The sequence below is a fragment of the Prosthecobacter sp. SYSU 5D2 genome, from assembly GCF_039655865.1.
Taxonomy (GTDB): domain Bacteria; phylum Verrucomicrobiota; class Verrucomicrobiia; order Verrucomicrobiales; family Verrucomicrobiaceae; genus Prosthecobacter.
Window position 1 is genome coordinate 554,329 of the sequence record NZ_JBBYXL010000002.1, and the last position, 17,991, is coordinate 572,319.

A 17,991-nucleotide genomic window follows, 5' to 3' on the forward strand; every position below is an offset into this window, starting at 1 on the left:
AGGGGAGGGAGCTTTGCGGCTCCCTCCTTTTTTTTTTGAGGTGTCGGATGCCGTGAGTTTAGATCCCTGTTCCGAATCCTTGCTGCTACGAGGTACAAAACGCGTGCGGAGAACGGGTATCTAAAGTCATTCCAGGTCATCTGGTCTGCGAGTGCAGCCAAAATCCATGGGTCATCCTGGCTGACGGTCTGTAGGGGACCTCTTGCTCCATCTGGGCTCACTGGCACAGAAGGTCTTTAGACTTTGATATCTGCGGCTAAGCCATTTTAGAACCGGGTTGCGTTATTAGCCGGGTATGGGGCAAAGCAGAAATAGGACGAAGAGGAATAAATCTTTAAATCAGCAAAGATAAGGGTATATCCTAGTTCTATAGAGCGTTCTTTAGCCTTTCCGGGAGTCTCCAGGGCATAAAGTTGAGGCATATCATAGATAAGGCATATCTTTGCCAAAAACGGGTTTTTAAAATAAATGAAAGGTAAGCAAGTGCCCAGCAGGAGCGTGAAAACCACTTGTGGATACGTGGGAGGAGAGCCATGCGGTAAGCTGTTTGATGCCCTTGTATGGCGCTTTTGTAACGTTCTATAATATCGCGAAATCGCTGATGCTGAAGCGATTGGAGCCCAAGGGATGGAAGTGTTGGGCAGGAGTCTTGGTGTGTGCGGTGGAGCTTCTTTACCACACTGGATCGGAAGGTGTTTTTAGTGCCTGAATCATCTTTATGAGTCTATTAGAATAAAGTTTATTTGGCGATTTCGGCCCTTTTTTTGGAAGGAAAATTACTCTGGAAGCTGAAGCGGTTAATCCGCTAAAAGCCGGGGAAATTCGCGAAAATCCTGAATCACTTACGAATCAGGAATTTCGATTTATTTCCCCAACCTGATCATGAAGCCCCTAAGACGTCCCTTGTTCCGCAGCATCGCCACTGCCAGCATGCTGTGTTTCCATCTTCTTGCGGTCACCCATCCATACGCTGCCACGGTGAACTGGACAGCAGGCAGCGGAGACTGGTCAACGGGTGGAAACTGGGATCCGTCCGCCGTGCCTCTGGCCGAGGATGATGTGGTGTTCCCCTTTGCGACGCCCATTCCGACGATCAATACGATCACACTGGGTGCAGGGAGTGTGGCCAACAGCCTGAGGATGCAGGGGGATTATCTTTTCACCGGTGGCAGTCTGGGGCTGACGACTGGCGGGATTTACATCAACCGGGGCCATATGCTGAGGCTGGATTCACAACTGACCGGGGGCGGCGGCCTCAATCTTACCGGGGGTGGGGCCTTGCGGTTGGGGAATTCCACCAACAACTACACTGGGCTGACCACGGTCGCCAACGGCACGCTGATCATCAGCGATCCGGCCCAGCTGGGCGCCGACAGTTCTGCGGTGGTGGTCACAGGCTCAGCCACACGTGGATTGGGCGGTGGCAGCCTGCTGCTGGATGGCAGTGCTGGCAGCATTGTTTTCACCCGTGATCTTAGCCTTCAGGGATATGGCCCGATCACAGATCGCTCTGCGGCCATGAGCAGCATCGGCAGCAATACGGTGACAGGTAATATTGAATTCAGCGCTGGAAATGTGGCCACGGCCATCAATTCCACCTCCGGGATGCTGAGCCTGAGCGGTGACTTGACAGCCCTGGGTGCCGGCCAGCTGCGCTTTGGTGTCGTGAATTCGACCGGCACGGGCAGCTATCACGTTACAGGCCGCCTCACAGGCAATATGAATATTGACAAACAAGGCGCGGGCACCTTGATCCTGGACCCTTCCAATGCCAGTTCCTTCAGCGGCCTGGTTCTTGCCTCATCGGGGTCTGTGCGAATTTATGACGGGGCCTCCGCAGGCACCAGCACCGCCAACGGTGCCCTCACCCTCGGCGGTGGGTCAGGCACCCTCGAGCTCCGCACCAATACGCCTGATTCATTTGCTTCAAGGCGCATGCATATGAGCACTTCCGGGAATGGCGTCCTGTTCTTGGACCACGGCCTGAACAGCAACCTGGTCAACCAGACTGTCCGTCTCTCCGCCCTCACCCTCACAGCCGGCAGCACCACGCGCACGCTGACCATCAACAGCCGAAATGGGTATGGGGTCAGTTTCACTGGCAACAGTGTCGGTGGGAGCCTCGCGGGGAATAACAACATCACGGTGAATGCCAACGGCCTGGTATCCTTCGTGGGTGATTTTTGGAACAATACCAATACCACCGCCCGCACCCTCACCATGACGGTCAACACCGGCGCGAACGCCGTGATTACCGGAAACCTGAATGCCACGGGCGCCGCCCACATCCTGACGAAAGGCGGGGCTGGAACCCTTTCCATCCGCGGTGAAAACTCCACCTATTCCGGAGCCACCAACATCAATGCAGGTACGCTGAGCATCACGCACATTGGCTCCATTAATGATAACTCGGCTGCGGTAAACATGGGCTCCGGCACGGGCGCAGGCACCCTGAACGTGGTGGGTGAAAACCTCATCGCCTCGCAGACGGCCGTCAACAAGGCCTTCAATCTGGCCGGCACGACCGGAGGCGGACTCATCCTGGCCAACCAGACCGGATCCAGCCCCGGGCTGGTGATCAATGGGGGCTTTACAGCGGGCGGCGCAGGCACCAAAGCCCTCACTCTTGGCGGCACCAACCTCCAGGAAAACGAAATCCGCGGGGCCATTGCCAACAACAGTGCCAGCAACGTCACCAGCCTCTACAAAACTGGTTCCAACACCTGGGTGCTCTCCGGGGCCAATACCTACACGGGCTCCACGCTGCTCAATAACGGCGTGCTAAAAATCCAGGATACTTTTTCCGGCACTTCAACGAATGTTCTGGCAGACAATGCTCTCATAGGTCTGGGCTTTTCATCGGGAGTGATCACCGAGGGGACTGCGGGCGGTCTGTTTCATTATGCCGGGGCTGACGGGGCTATGAGCGAGGAAAGCATTGGTAATTTGCTCACCATTAGTGGTGCAGGTACCATCCGGGTGACGGCAGGTGAGGGCGGCACCGCCGTGTTGAACATTGCCTCCATGAACGAGCTTCCCGTCACTACACTTAACACAACGGTAGCCATCGGAACAACTTCAACTGCGACGGTCTCTGTGGCCAGCACAGCCGGCCTGGTTCCTGGCATGAGGGTTTTAGGAGGCAGTTCCACCGCCTTTATCGTCAGCATCACCAACGGTACACAGATGGTGCTCAGTTCCAATCAGGCCAGTTTACTGGTTGGACGTGAGCTTACCTTTGAGCGGGTTCCTGGCAGCAGCACGGTTAACTTTGCCCCTGATTTTGCGAGCACGATCACCCTGGGCGGGGTGACCACTGCGGGCTTCCTGAATGGTTACAGCTATTTCAATGGAGCTGATTTTGCCTTCGCCCCCACTGTTGGCACCTCCACCCTGCGCGCTCCCATTTACTTTGGACCTGAGGCAGATGCAGGTTTTGTTCTGGCCAGTGATGCCCTGGTGGCCGACAGCCACAACGTGGTGGCCGGGGTGGATACCTCCAATGGGGCCATCACGGTCCGGTCATTGAAGATTTTGGGAGAAACCGGCTCGTCGCGGGTGGTGAACGCCACCGCGCTGATGACCATCCGCGCTGGCGGAGACGGGGTGGGCGGTAATGGCACCAGCGGCGGCATTCTTGTGACCGATGGTTCCGCCACGATCACCGGCACCGGGGGCATTACGACCGGATCCACGGGCGGTGAACTGGTCATCCGGGTCAATAAGGATACTGACATTCTTTACCTGGACACGCCTGTAACCAGTGCCACAACGAAAGGACTGACCAAAACAGGGGAAGGGACTCTGGTGATCAGCAAATTAAATGCCCACACCACTGGTGGGGCGACGAACCTTCTCGAAGGGAAGATCCAATTGGCTCCTGGAGGCAGGCTGAGCGCTAACACAGTGAATCTGTTGATGCGTCAGGGCACTGAGTTTGACCTGAACGGGATAAGTGTCGCGCAGACAGCAACCAGCAGTTCTGTGGGCCAGTTGATGGGTACCGGAGTGGTGACCAATACGAGCCCGGATCCGGTGGTTTTTGCAACGGCCGGTTCGGGTGGCACTTTTAATGGAACGATTAATGAAGTGGCCGGGCAGATCAGCTATGTGAAAATGGGGACTACTGCGAGCCAGACTTTTAATGGCATCCACAATTATACCGGTTCCACCACCATCGGTGTCCCTGGCTCTGGCACCACGGGTTTCCTTTTCGTGTCCTCACTGGCCAATATTGGTGAGCCTAGCGGCCTTGGCCGTGGAGATGCCACCGATACGGCCTCCAATGCAGCAAGCCTGATTTTTGGCGGCACGACGGGCGGGCTGGCCTATACCGGCCCGGTGTCTGTAGTCACTGACCGCCTCTTCACCATGTCCGGCACGGCCGCCACTGCGGGTGCCGGCATTACCAACAATGGCTTGAACAACGCGTCCCTGGTCTTCAGCAACACGAATCCGATTGCCTTTGGGAGCACGGCCAACCAGGACCTGCGCCTTGGCGGGTCGTCAATTTCGGACAACTGGTTCTACCCGCAGATCAATGACAATGTGGATGCCGGGGCCATCACCCGCCTCACCAAGATCAACGCTGGCTTGTGGATTTTAGGGAACGAAAACAATTCCTACAGCGGGCCGACGACCATTACTGACGGGGTGGTGCAGGCCCAGGATGGTTCCACCCTGCCAAACGCGAGCGGCCTGATTTTAGGCAATACGACATCTACCACCGCCGTATTTCAGAGCAGCGGCAACTTCACACGTGATCTGGCCACGGTGGCCAATGCTGGGGCCAACACGGTTTCCTGGGCCACGGGCACCTCCACAGGCGGGGGGGGATTTGCGGCCTCCACTGAGAAGCTGGTTGTGGCGATTGGCGGGCTGGACAGCCCGACGACCCTCGTCTGGGGCGGCGCAGACGGGTTTTTGCCAACAGGAACCACAAGTGGAACCAACCTTGGTTCCCGGCTCATTCTCGGCTCCACCACCTCCCTGGCGGAGGTGGATTTCCGCAATCCCATTGACCTCAATGGGGGCAACCGCGTCATCACGGTGAATGACAACACCAGCACATTCACGGACATTGCCACCATCTCCGGGGCGATCAGCGGTGCCGCAGGCATCACCAAAAACGGCAACGGTGTGCTGCAGCTTTTCGGTGAGAACACCTACACCGGCGTCACCTCCTACACGGCCGGGACCCTGGTGGTGAAATCATTGGGCAACAGCGACAGCCCGGGCGCTTCCAGCCTCGGGGATACGACAACGGCCGATACCGCTGGCAGCGCGCTGACGCTCGGTAACGGCAGCACCGGCGGCGCCACACTGCAATACATCGGCCAGGGAGAAATTTCCGACCGCATGATCCGGCTCAACTCAACAACGGGGAGCACCCTCATCCATGCGGACGGCAGCGGGCCGCTGATCCTGACCAATGTCGTCAATGACATGGCAGCCGGAGCCAAGATTCTATATCTCCGCGGCTCCAATTCCCTGGGCAACATGGTCACCAGTGATCTTGGTGACAATGGCGGCAACCTCTCCTTGATTGTGGATGGCGGTGCCACCTGGATTCTGTCTGGTAACAACACCTATTCCGGCAATACCACCATGAGCGCAGGCTCGCTCGGCATCGGTGGTGACTCCGTGCTGGGCAATGGCACCCTCATACTGAGCAGCGGATCAATGTTTGCCTATGGCGCAGACCGCACCATCACCAACGCCGTCTCCCAGAACAACAACACGGGCCCGGCCTTCATTGGCGATTACAGCCTCACCTTTACCAGTGACTTGGCTCTCCTGGCCACCACCAGCAATCCGTCCACCACGGCCAACAACATCAGTGCCCCGGGGAAAACCGTGACTCTGGCCGGGGATGTCACCGCCAATGCCATCACCGCCGCCCGCACATGGACGTTGCTCGGCGCAGGCACCACCTTCATCAACGGTGACATCACATCCACCACAGCCTTCGGTCTCAATATTACTTACACCGGCAATGGCGTATTGAATTTAGGAGGTGCAAACACCACCTTCAATACAGCGGCCGCAACCGGGGCCAACACCATCATTAACAACAACGCAGGCACCATCAACCTCATTGATGACGGTCTGCTCAGCCCGGGCAACGTGACCGTCAATGCCGGTCTCCTGGATATCAAAGGCAATCTTGACCAGGTGGTCGCCAACCTCACCATGGGCGCTTCCACGGCCACCTACTCCGAACTCAGGATCGGTGCGGACCGCACGCTGACCATCAACGGCAACATCACTTATGGGGCGAGCAATGCGGCGACGGCCAACCCTGATCCGGCCGTAATCAGCGGACCTGGCACGATGCATCTGGGAGCGACAGAAACTATCGTCACGATTGCGGACAACCTGTCTGCTGAAATTGACATGTCCTGGGAGATGGCCCGGCTCACAGGCTCCGGCACCCTGACGAAAGCGGGCAATGGCACACTGGACATCCGGGGCATCACGAACAATGACTTTACCGGCATTTATCAGGTCAATGCAGGGGCCATTCTTGGCCTCGGTGCGTTCGACAGCAACATCCTGCTGAATGGCGGTGTCTTCGAGGGCAATGGCGACTTTGACCGCAACATTGGCACGGGCGACAACGAGGTCCAGTGGGCTGCAGGAAGTGCCGGCGGCGGTTTCTCCGCATTCGGTGGCTTGCATACCATTGAGCTGAACGGGGGCGCCGCCCTGGTGTGGGGCGGCACTGGAGGCACTGCTTTTTTTGCCGAGGAGACGGCTCCGCTGATTTTTGGCTCAGCGACTGCTGACAGCGTGGTGGATTTCACCAACGACCTGGATCTGAACGGCGGGCCGCGCACGGTGACGGTGGTGGACAATACCACCTTGCTGGGAGACCGGGCAGATCTTTCTGGCATAATCAGCAATGGCAGCCTGGTCAAAACTGGCAATGGCTTTCTCCGTCTGACTGGCGACAATACCTTTGCCGGCGGTGTGACGGTGACTTCCGGCAGCCTGCAGTTTGCCACGGTGAGTGATAATGGCGGTGCTGCCAGCAACCTGGGGCAGGGGAGTGACGGCATTACTCTGAGCGGCGGGCGCCTGCAATTTGTGGGCAATACGGACCAGAGCACCAACCGGGCCATTACCTTGACCACGACCGGCATCCTGGACGCCTCCGGCACGGATGATGCGACCATCACTTTTGCTGGAGGCATAACTGCCGCCGGCTTTACCCAGATCCTGGATGGAACGGGTTTTGGCATTCTCTCCGGCCAGGTCACTCAGACGGGAACGGCCGCCGACCTGACCAAGCAGGGCACAGGCACCTGGAGGATTGATAATGCACAGACCATTGCAGATGACATTTTCGTGAACGACGGTCTGCTGATCCTGAATGTTGCGGAAGCCTTTACAGCAGATGATATTTTCATCCGGTCCGGCACGCTCCGCCTGGGCGTGAATGCAGCCCTCAGCCGCACGACGGATGATGTGCAGATCTCTGGGGAAACGAGCAGTGGCGGTGTCTTTGACATCTATGGCACGACGGGCTCCGCGCCCACAGACATCATCATCGGGCGCAATGCGGCCAATCCTTCCGCCCTCCCCATTCTGACCGGCTCTCTTGTGGACAGCATCGGCGGCGGTTCCATCAACCCCAGTACTCTCAACGTGCGCAGCGGCACCGTCTCAGCGGATGTCGTCGCCTCCTCCACAGTCACTCTTGGCGGCACTGTGAGCGGGGACAATGGCGGCATATACAGCTCTGATGGCCACATCACTGGCAATGTTACGTTGAACGGCGCGCTGAACCTCTTCAGTGGAACTATTTCAGGTAATTTGCTTTTTAACAATAACAATGCCGTGGCCAAGCATTCTCCCAATACGGTGACGCTGTCCGGCTCCAACAATGTGGCCAATGCTGGCGTTACGACGGTCAATAACGGCACACTGCGCCTCGACTTCTCAGCCAATACTGACACTAAAATCGGCAGCGACGGCCTGTCCATGTTTGGTGGCAATCTGCAGATTGACGGTCATGCCACAACGCCTGTGACCGTGAATGCAGGGCCGATGATCTTAGGCAGCACCTCAGATCCTGCTCCATCAGTGGTGACGATCAACGCAGCCGGTGGGGCGGCGACGCTGCAGGTGGGGACCATCACCCGCAATCTGGGGGCGACTCTGCGCTTCAACCGTTCCTCCACGGACGCCCATTTGACCACTACGGCGACCAATGCGGCGGGGGACATCCTGGGGGGCTGGGCCACTTACAGGCTGGCCGGCGGGGACACCCTTTTTGCCACCGTCAGCGGTGGGGAGATCACCGGATTTGCAAGCACCGTCATCAATGACATCGGTGCATGGACTGAAGGTGCAGATGTCACGGAGAGCACCGGCTTCACAGGTTCCCTGGCAGGCAGCCTGAGCATCAACAGCCTGCGTTTTGATGCGGCGGCCGGTTCCGGCATCACGGTGGGGGCGAACGATGTGCTGAACATCGCCAGCGGCGGTATCCTGATCACAGACAATGTGGCGAGCGGCAACGTCAGCATCACTGGCGGCCGCATCACCGGCGGTGTCAATGAACTCATCGTCACCCACGATGGGGCGGCATCTTTTACCCTGGGCTCGCAGCTGACGGGCACACAGGCCATCACCAAGGCCGGAACTGGCTTGATGGTGCTGGACAGCGCCACCAATACCGCCAATGGCACATTACGTCTGTCCGGTGGAACCGTCCGTCTGCAGGGCGGGGGGGCGCTGGGTGACCGTGCGGCGGTGATCCTGGAGCCCGTCGAAGGGGTTGTGCTGGATGTGGCGAACTCTGAATCCATCGGTTCCATCTCGGGGGGCAGCAGTGCCAATTACAAAGGCATGGTGATCAAGATTGCAGACGATCAGACACTGACTTTCAACCAGACGGCCTCGCTCACCTATTGGGGTAATATTCAGGCAGCTTCCGGTGCGGCCACACTGACTAAAACCGGTGCCAGCCAGCTCACCATCGCCGACGGATCCGTGGATCTTGGTGCCGGCGGGGTTCTCAATATCATCGGAGGCCGCCTGGCTCTGGACATGAATGGAAACAACAACCAGATCACCCAGCTTGCTTCCGGAATGACGGTGAACATCCGTGACGGCGGCAGTCTGTTCGTGGAACACAATGACATCACCCTCATCAGCGGTCAGGGCCGTATTTCCAACAATGTGGGGATCAATTTCAGCAGCGGTGGCTCCACCACGGATTCCTTCTTTCTGCGCCACAATCAAAATGACGATTACATTGAGATCATCGGCGGTGTGAAGTTTGCCTCGGGTGTCAGCTCCATTCGTTTGGATGCCACCAGCACCGGCACCAGTGCTCTGACAGTCCTCCGTGCCGCTTCCGTGGTCCGCGAGAACCAGGCCACCTTCGTTCTGCGTGGCATCAATACTCATAAAACCTCCAGTGGCAGCTCCCAGTTCCAGTCCACTGCCGTCTTCTCGCCTTTCGGGGCGGGAACCGGAACCAGTCTGCCTGTTGTGCCATGGGCCATTGGTTCATCCACTGGCGGCACCGATGCTGCTGACTCCTTCCTGACCACGACGGGTGCCGCAAACAATCCCTGGCGGCCTTTGAACCTGAGCACGGAATACGCCATCGCCTCCGATACGGCGGGCTGGGGTGCCGTGAATGCAAACAACAACGTGCTGGTCAATGCAACGACCGCCGATGCCGCCAGCCAGACGGTGCGGTCGCTTTTGATCGCCACGGGTGACGGCGCGGTGGATCTCACCGGCGACGGCAGCGGTCTCTTGACAGTGCAGAGTGGTGGTTTCCTCTTCAGCGGCACGGGGACTTCCACCCTGGGCGGATTCAACGGCATTGCTATCAGTGCCACTGCCGGAGAGTATGTCTTCCATGTCATGGGAAGCTCAGCGACTGTAGCATCTCCGCTGACAACATCGGGCGCCAAGGTGACCAAATCGGGACCGGGTGTCCTCATCCTCTCCGCCAACAACGCCGGCATCGGTGATGTCGCCATCAACGAAGGCGTCTTGCAGCTCACGGATCTGGACAACATCGGCGGGAACACAGGCAATCTCATCCTGGCCGGAGGCACGCTCCGCCTGGATGCCGAAGCTTATTCTGGCGACGACTTCTCCACCCGCACCGTGACCCTCATCTCTGGAAACAGCACGCTGGACACCAACGGTCTGGACCTCACCCTGGCCAATTCCATTGGTAATGGCGGCGCAGGCTCCCTCACGAAGACGGGTGTGGGCATCCTGACCCTCAATGCACAGGCTAACTATTCAGGCGGCACCAGCATCACCAACGGCACTCTCCGGTTTGGAACTGCCAATGCCCTGCCCACCACCACGGAAGTCACGTTCACCGGCACCACGGCGGTACTGGACATCGGTGAGCATAGCTCCACCATCGGCAGCCTTGTATTGAACTCGAGTTCCAACGGCACTCTCAATATCGCCCCTGATGCCACACTCACCGTCAACGGCACCATCCTGAATGGCAATGCCACCACCAGCCTCAGGGTCAACGGCGGCGGCACCGCCATCATCCAGGGCGACGTCATGCTCACGCCGACGACCTCCAGCCGCACCCTGCAGCTCTTTGTCAATGATGACGGCAATGTCATCTTCAACGGCTCCATCACCAATGCCGCTTCCACAGCCAGCGCCTTCGCCAAGTATGGCAATGGCACGCTGGATATCACCCAGCCAAGCTTCTACACAGGGGCTACGACCATTGGAAACAGCAGCAATGCGGGCGGTACAGTAAATGTCACGGGTAACGGCACGCTCAGCACAGGTAACCTGACGGTCAGTAACGGCATTCTGAACCTGCATCACAATGCGCCGCTCCAGACCGTGGCCACGCTGGCCATGGGCGGCGGTCCTGCCGGTGCTTCGGCGCAGATTGACATTGGTGCGGGGGTGACCCTGCGCCCGACGGCCATCAGCTTCAGTTCCACCAACAGCAACCTGACGGCCGTGATCAGTGGTGAAGGCACCCTGGATCTGGGTACCACTGGCATTCTCGTCACAATCAACAACAGCGGAGCGGTGGATATTGACATGTCCTGGGAGATGGACACCGTCATCGGCAGCGGTATCTTCACCAAGGCCGGGGCAGGAACCCTGGACATCCGTGGGGTGGAGAACTACAACTTCACGGGCAGCTACCAGATCAATGCTGGTGCCATTCTGGGCTTGGGGCTGGATGAGGGTGACAACCTCATCCTCAATGGCGGTGTGTTCGAGGGCAACGGCAGCTTCACCCGCAGCCTCGGCACCGGTGCCAACCAGGTGCAGTGGGCGGCCGGAACGGCTGGGGGCGGTTTTGCGGCATCTGGCGGGAATCTCACGGTCACCCTGGCCGGGGCTCCGGATCCGCTGGTCTGGGGTGGCACTGAATTCTTTGTCCCTGCTGGCGCGCCGCTGATCTTCGGCTCCACCACCGCTGACAGCGTGGTAAATTTCACTCACAACATTGACCTGAACGGCGGAAACCGGACGATCAATGCCATCAACAACCTGACACTGGTTGAAGGAGTGGTGGTGGATACGGACAAGGCATTGCTTTCCGGAAATCTGACCAATGGCTCCATCACCAAGACTGGAAACGGTGTTCTGGTCCTGGGAGGAAACAACACCTTTACGGCACCGATCGTCATCAATGGCAGCGGGGGTACCTTGGAGTTCTCCAGTTTGGCTAACTTGGGCGGGTCGGATACCTCCATCTCCCTCCAGGCTGGTTTCTTCAGTTTTGGTGGCAGCACGGATCTCACCGTCCCGAACCCGATCAACATTGATCCGGGTACAGCCGGGCAGTCCATCAGTCTGCAAAATCTGGCAGCCAATGGCACCAATGGCGCGGTGGTGACCTTCTCGGGTCCGATTACCACGGGTGCCAATATCCTGACCCTGGCTGGCTCAGGCGCCGGTATCATTACTGGCGGCATCACGCAGACTGGCACTGCTGCAGATGTCTATGTCACCTCGGGTAACTGGACACTGCGCGGTTCCAACGTCATCGGGGATGACATTGTGGTCCAGGGCCCGACGGCCGTTCTCAACCTGGACGGCACTGGCATCATTACGCATAACACGACCACCAGCAGTGGTCTGTATGGGCGGAATGGAGCGGTCATCAATCTCCTGGCCCTGAATCCTTTTGTGGAGCCCGGCGGTCTGGATTTTATTTTTCTGGGAGATACAGGCGGCGTGCTGCCTGGTACTCTGAATATGAACGGCTTTGACCTCACCACTCCGCGGCTGGATCTCGGCCAGGTGGGTGCGGATCTCTCCGGCATCATCCTGGGAACGGCGACACTGACAGTCAATACGACTTTGAACCTCTATCGCGGCAGCATTGAGGCGGGACTGGCCAGTGGCGTCACTGCTGCGAAAAACGGCCAGGGAGAAGTGGTCCTGAGCGGGGACAACAGCGGCCTCACAGGTGCGACCAACGTGATCAACGGCACGTTGCGCCTGGATTACTCTAATGACAACAACCGCAAAATTGGTTCGGGAAATCTGAACATGTATGGCGGCACCCTCATCGTGGACGGCAGCGATACGGCAACCACCTCGCAGAGCGTGAGTCTGCTAAACGTGGGCGGTGGCGTTGGTGCCAATACCGGGGCTTCCACCATTGAAATCAACAATGGCACCGGCCAGCTGGCGGATCTCAGCTTTGGCGCCATCACCCGCACCACCGTGGGCGGCACCGTGAACTTTAATCTGGCTTCGGCAAACGCCAGTGTCATCACCACGGCCAGCAACCCTGCCAATCTGACTTCACTTGGTGGTTGGGCCACTGTCAGTAATACGGCTTTCGCCACCATTGACGAAGGCAAAATCATCGCCCTCACCTCCACAGCCAAAGACGATGTGAGCACCTGGCTGGCGGGGGACAATGTGACCGATGCTTCCGGTTATACCGGCAGCCTGGGCAGCAGCAGCGTCAACAGCATCATTTTCAATGCAGTCTCCGGTTCCGCCCTTGTGATCGGTGAAGGTGAGCGGTTCACCGTTTCCAGCGGTGGTATTCTGGTGACTGAGAACTCGGGTGCAGGAAGCATCAGCGGCGGTGTCATCACCAGCGCCCTCCCCATCGGCTCGTCGCAGGTTCTGACAGAGCTCATCGTTCATCAGCACAGTGCCAATGACTTCACCCTGACGTCCACCCTGAACGGCTCTCTGGCGCTGACCAAAAGCGGAACAGGCACGCTCATCGTCAATGGTAACAATATTTATACGGACCAGACTTCCATCAATGAAGGCACGCTCAGTGTCTTTGGCGGCAATGCCATTGGCGACCGGTCTGTCGTCAATGTGAAGAACCGTCCTGATGCCTTTTTGGAGCTCAACAACGGCACCGAGACCATTTCCGGCCTGACCGGCGGCGGGGTGGACGGCGGCGTTGTCAGAATCGGCACCGGCACGCTGCATTTGCTTAACAACAGTGGTTCAACGCGGACCTTCATTGGAAGGCTTGAGGGCTCAGGCACCTTGATCAAGAACGGGGCGAATTCCCAGGAATTTGAAGGCAATAGCACAGGATTTACTGGAACAGTGATCATCAACCGGGGGCTGCTGCATCTGGACAGCGGCTCGGGCGCCATGACAGCGGTTTCCAACTTCATTGTGAACGGAGGTGAGCTGCTCACTGATCAGGAACAGAGCGGCAGCCGTGACCGCATTGGCAATGCTGCGGTTGTGACCCTGAACAACACGGCCACCACCCGCGGGCTGTGGCTGCGCAATGAAAACCAGAACGCCAACCGCGCAGACACCATTGGTACGGTCCTTCTGGGCTCCGGCCATAACGTCATCCAGGCCACCAACAATGGCGGAAGCGGCGGTTCAAGCAATGTGGGCACCATGAGCGTGACCAACTGGCTGCGTGAGAACCAGGCCACGGCCATATTGCGCGGGCAGAATCTTGGCGGCGCCTCCGGCACCCGCGGCAGGATCACGACAGGGGCGATGCCCGCAGGGGCTGTGGGCGGTGCTGGTGTTGCAGACTCCGCCACTCTGACCATCGTTCCGTATTTCATCGGAGCTGCTGGTCTCCTTGGCAGCTCTACGGATGCCGAAGTGCTTGCCAGCCTGGGCAATTCATTTGTCACCTGGGTCAGTTCTGGTGAAGGATTCCGTCCTCTGAACTTGACGTCCGAGTACACCCTCAATGCAGCAGGATACAACGGGCTTTCAGGAGTCACGATGGACAACGTCCGCATCGCAGCGAACCCCGGAGCGGCCTTGACGGGGGGAAGCAAAACCATCAACTCTCTGGTGATTGATTCCAGCGCGGAGGCAGTGACCCTGACAGGTGGTGAATCGGATATCCTGACTCTGGCAAGCGGGGCCCTTCTGGCCACCACCACCACGCCCGCAAATGCCATGGTAATGGACGGCTTCTCAGAGCTCCGCACTGCGACCGGGGAGTATCTGCTGTATGTCACCAATGCGACCAGCACACTGGCCATCAGTTCTTCCTTGACCAGTGATGCCCTGCTGACCAAGGCAGGAGCGGGTACCCTCATCCTGAGCGGGGTGAACACTTTCACTGGCGGCACCTGGTTCAACCAGGGGCTGATCGAAGTGTCGGGTCTGGATGCCTTGGGCAGCGGCGGTCTGAACTTCCATGGCGGCGGACTCCGCTGGGCCTCAGGCAGCACATTCGATCCGACGGGCAGGTCCGTGACATTCGGCACCGGGGGAGCTGTCTTTGATACCAATGGTAATGATGTGACCTTTGCCAATGTCTTTGGTGGCGGCGGTGAAGGCGGGCTTACCAAGGTTGGCAACGGGGTGCTGACGCTGAATGCGGCAGGCAATTTCGCAGGACCCGTTTCCATCAACCTGGGGACTGTGGTCTATGGAGTTGCCAATGCATTACCCTCCGGCACCAACCTCACACTGGCGGGTGGCACCCTGGACATCGGAGCTTTTGACACCACCTTGGGATCTCTGGATTTCACAGTTAGCAGCACGATCACCGGTTCAGCCAATCTTACCTTCACAGGGGATGTCAACCAGTCAACAGGCAGCCGCACCCTGACGGTGACCAACACGGGTATCACCACTTTTGACGGAAACCTTCTCTCCATCACGAATGCCTCCACAACGGCCCGGACGATCGGTCTGGCTCCTGGGACGGGAGCCACGTTGGTCATTAACAGCCAGATTGTGGACGGTAGTGGAGCAGGTAGTGTCAATAAAACCGGTGCGGGCACGCTTGTCCTAAATGCCGTGAACTTCTACACGGGAACGACCACGCTTAACGGAGGCACAACCTTCATTGGTCATGGCAGCTCCCTGGGGGCGGCCACTGGAACTCTGGCTCTGACATCCGGCACGCTTAGCGGGGACGGAAACGGAGAGAAGGTCATCGCCCGCAATGTGACCCATGGCGGGACCTTTGTTCTGGATGGTGATGACAAACTAACCTTCCAGGGAACTTGGCTGAACAATGCGGCCAGCCGCACGCTGACAGTGAATGGAGCCGGTGGAGCTGAACTGGCCGGACAAGTGAACCTTTCCGAGCATGCCACGACTGCGCGCACGCTGACTGTCAATGGTGATGGCAATGTGCTCATCTCAGGAGTGGTCTCCAACGGAACAGGCACTGGCAACAGCGCCCTGACCTATTCTGGCACCGGTGTTCTGTCATTGAGTAATGCCAACACTTACTCTGGAAACACCAACGTTAACGGAGGCGCATTGCTGGCCAATAACACAACCGGGTCTGCTACAGGAACGGGCAATGTCACCGTGGCGGTTGCAGGCACCCTGGGTGGCATGGGCAGCATTTCGGGGGCAGTCACTCTTAACGGAATGCTTTCTCCTGGGTCTGTGGACCTGGCAGGCATCAGCACGGCCGGGCAGCTTACCGTCGGCACCATCGTGGCCAATACGAATTCTGAGCTCTTCCTTCAGGTTGGCGGTGCCACCGTTGTGGATCCTGCGGCCATTGCCGCTTATCAGGCCAACCCTGGCACCTTCACCGTGCCAGACTCCTGGACCAGCAGCTACCTCGCTGGGAATACCAGCCACGACCAGCTCAATATCACCAGCACGGATGCCGTCACCCTGAATACGACCGTCACCATCTCAGGCACTTATTTGGGTGATTACACCCCCTCCTTTGGGGATGTCTTCCACTTCGTGGACTGGGCCTCTTTGGGCACCACTTCTCTGGGGGGCACTCAGGAGTTTGTGAACCTTCCTTTCATCCCAGGCGGCGGCACTTGGAACACGGATTTCTTCAGCAGCCACGGTATCGTCTTCGTGGTTCCTGAGCCGAGCCGCATGCTCTTGCTCTTTGTGGGGCTGATGGGTCTTTGCTTCCGCCGCCGCCGTCATTAAGACGGTCGGATTGCAGGACAGATCATCCATGGGGGAGGGCTTCGGCCCTCCCCCTTTTGCCTGGCATCTGATGTCAGGTGCCAGGCTTCAGGCCATGATGGCCAGGGCGACCTTGTCAGCTTCCTCTTTGCCACAGAGAAGGGCTGCCAGGGCGAGGCCAAAGGGAAGGGCGGTCCCGGCACCACGGGAGGTGATGAGGCGTCCGTCCATCACGACCTCCTCTTCAGGCTCGGCGAAGGGCAGCTCATCATAGGTGGAATCGTGAGCGGTATGTCGCCGGCCTGCCAAAAGGCCTGCATCGTGGAGGATCAGCGGGCCGGCACAGATGGCGGCCACGAACTTTCCCGCTTCATAAAACGACTGTGCCAGCACAGCCGGGCGGTCATCCTGGCGCAGGGCTTTCACGGCAGGTCCGCCGGGGATGAAAAGCATGTCAAAGGCGCTGGTGTCCAGGTCATCCAAAAAGGCGTCTGCCTGGAGGGTGATGCCGCATCGCCCCGCCACCAGAAGGCGTCCGCCCAGGGCAGCCAATACCACCTCCGCACCCGCCCGGCGCAGGAGATCCACGGGGGTGACGGTTTCGATTTCTTCGAACCCATCCGTCAGCAGGCACAGGACACATTTGGACATAGGAGGAACAGGTTTCTGAAGGGTCAGTTTTTCAGGCGGTATTTGGCGATCTCGGCGCGGATGCGCTCCACTCGGTTTTCTGGGGCCGGGTGGGTGCTCATAAATTCCGGCTGGCTGCTGCCTTTGGAGGCCGAGGCCAGGATTTCCATCACGCCGACCATGGCCTCGGGATTGTAACCGGCATCAATGAGGAAGCGTACGCCGAGGGCATCGGATTCCAGTTCATCATCACGGCCATATTTCATGACGCGCATGTTGGCCACCATGCCGGCGATCTGATGGCCGGCGGAGCTCTGCCCGTCTGACAAAAGCACGCCTGCACCCTGGGCCAGGCCCTGCCAGAGCTTGCTGGTGGCCATTTGCTCATTGGAGTGCCGGCCCACGACGTGGCCGATTTCATGGCCCAGTACACCGGCGAGCTGGTCTTCATTTTTAAACAGACGGAAGAGGGCTTCAGTGATGAAAATCTGCCCGCCCGGGAGGGCAAAGGCATTCACCGTCTGCCGGTCCCCCAGCAGATGAAAATCAAAGCGGTAGGGTGTCTGACGTGCCAGGCTGCTCTGCACCAGTTTGGTACCCACGCGGTCCACCAGGGCCTGGGCTTTGCCATCGCGGGACTGGCCGCCCATCTGGCGGATCATCATTGGGGCGGACTGCAGGCCCAGGGCGATCTCCTCCTCGGCCGTGGCAAAGGCCAGCCGCTGGGTGCGTCCGGTGAATTCATTTTCATACTCGGTGGTGCCGAGGTAATGGTAAGCCAGGGTACCGCCCATGATCAGCACAGCCAGGATGATGCGCGGATGGCAGCCGATGCCGCGCCGCCGCCCGCCATCAAACGAAGGTGACATGGCGGCCAGGAGGCGGGTGAAAAGAGACGGCATGGTGCGATCTTAGACTGAATCCGGCGGACTGTCACGGGGGGACTGATGCGCGAATCAGCGTCCCTTGGCTGCTCAAGGTGCCAAGAGGATATCAGGCCTTTTGTGATGCGTGTGCGTG

Annotated in this window: 3 protein-coding genes; 1 reads left to right on the forward strand and 2 read right to left on the reverse strand. The window is 58.6% G+C overall.

Annotated elements, in window-relative coordinates; all coding sequences use genetic code 11:
• Positions 1 to 882 precede the first annotated feature (882 nt).
• Positions 883 to 16,362, forward strand: coding sequence for an autotransporter-associated beta strand repeat-containing protein (locus WJU23_RS04790; protein ID WP_346331397.1), 15,480 nt, complete (start codon positions 883 to 885; stop codon positions 16,360 to 16,362).
• Between the two features lie 87 nt (positions 16,363 to 16,449).
• On the opposite strand, the gene WJU23_RS04795 is transcribed toward WJU23_RS04790, so the two are convergent.
• Together WJU23_RS04795 and WJU23_RS04800 are read right to left on the reverse strand one after the other, a co-directional pair.
• Positions 16,450 to 16,992, reverse strand: a complete 543-nt coding sequence (locus WJU23_RS04795; RefSeq protein WP_346331399.1) for a DJ-1 family glyoxalase III — start codon at positions 16,990 to 16,992, stop codon at positions 16,450 to 16,452.
• A 23-nt stretch (positions 16,993 to 17,015) separates the two neighbouring features.
• Entirely contained in the window at positions 17,016 to 17,873 is an 858-nt protein-coding gene (locus WJU23_RS04800; RefSeq protein ID WP_346331400.1) for a M48 family metalloprotease, read from the reverse strand.
• Positions 17,874 to 17,991: the final 118 nt, after the last annotated feature.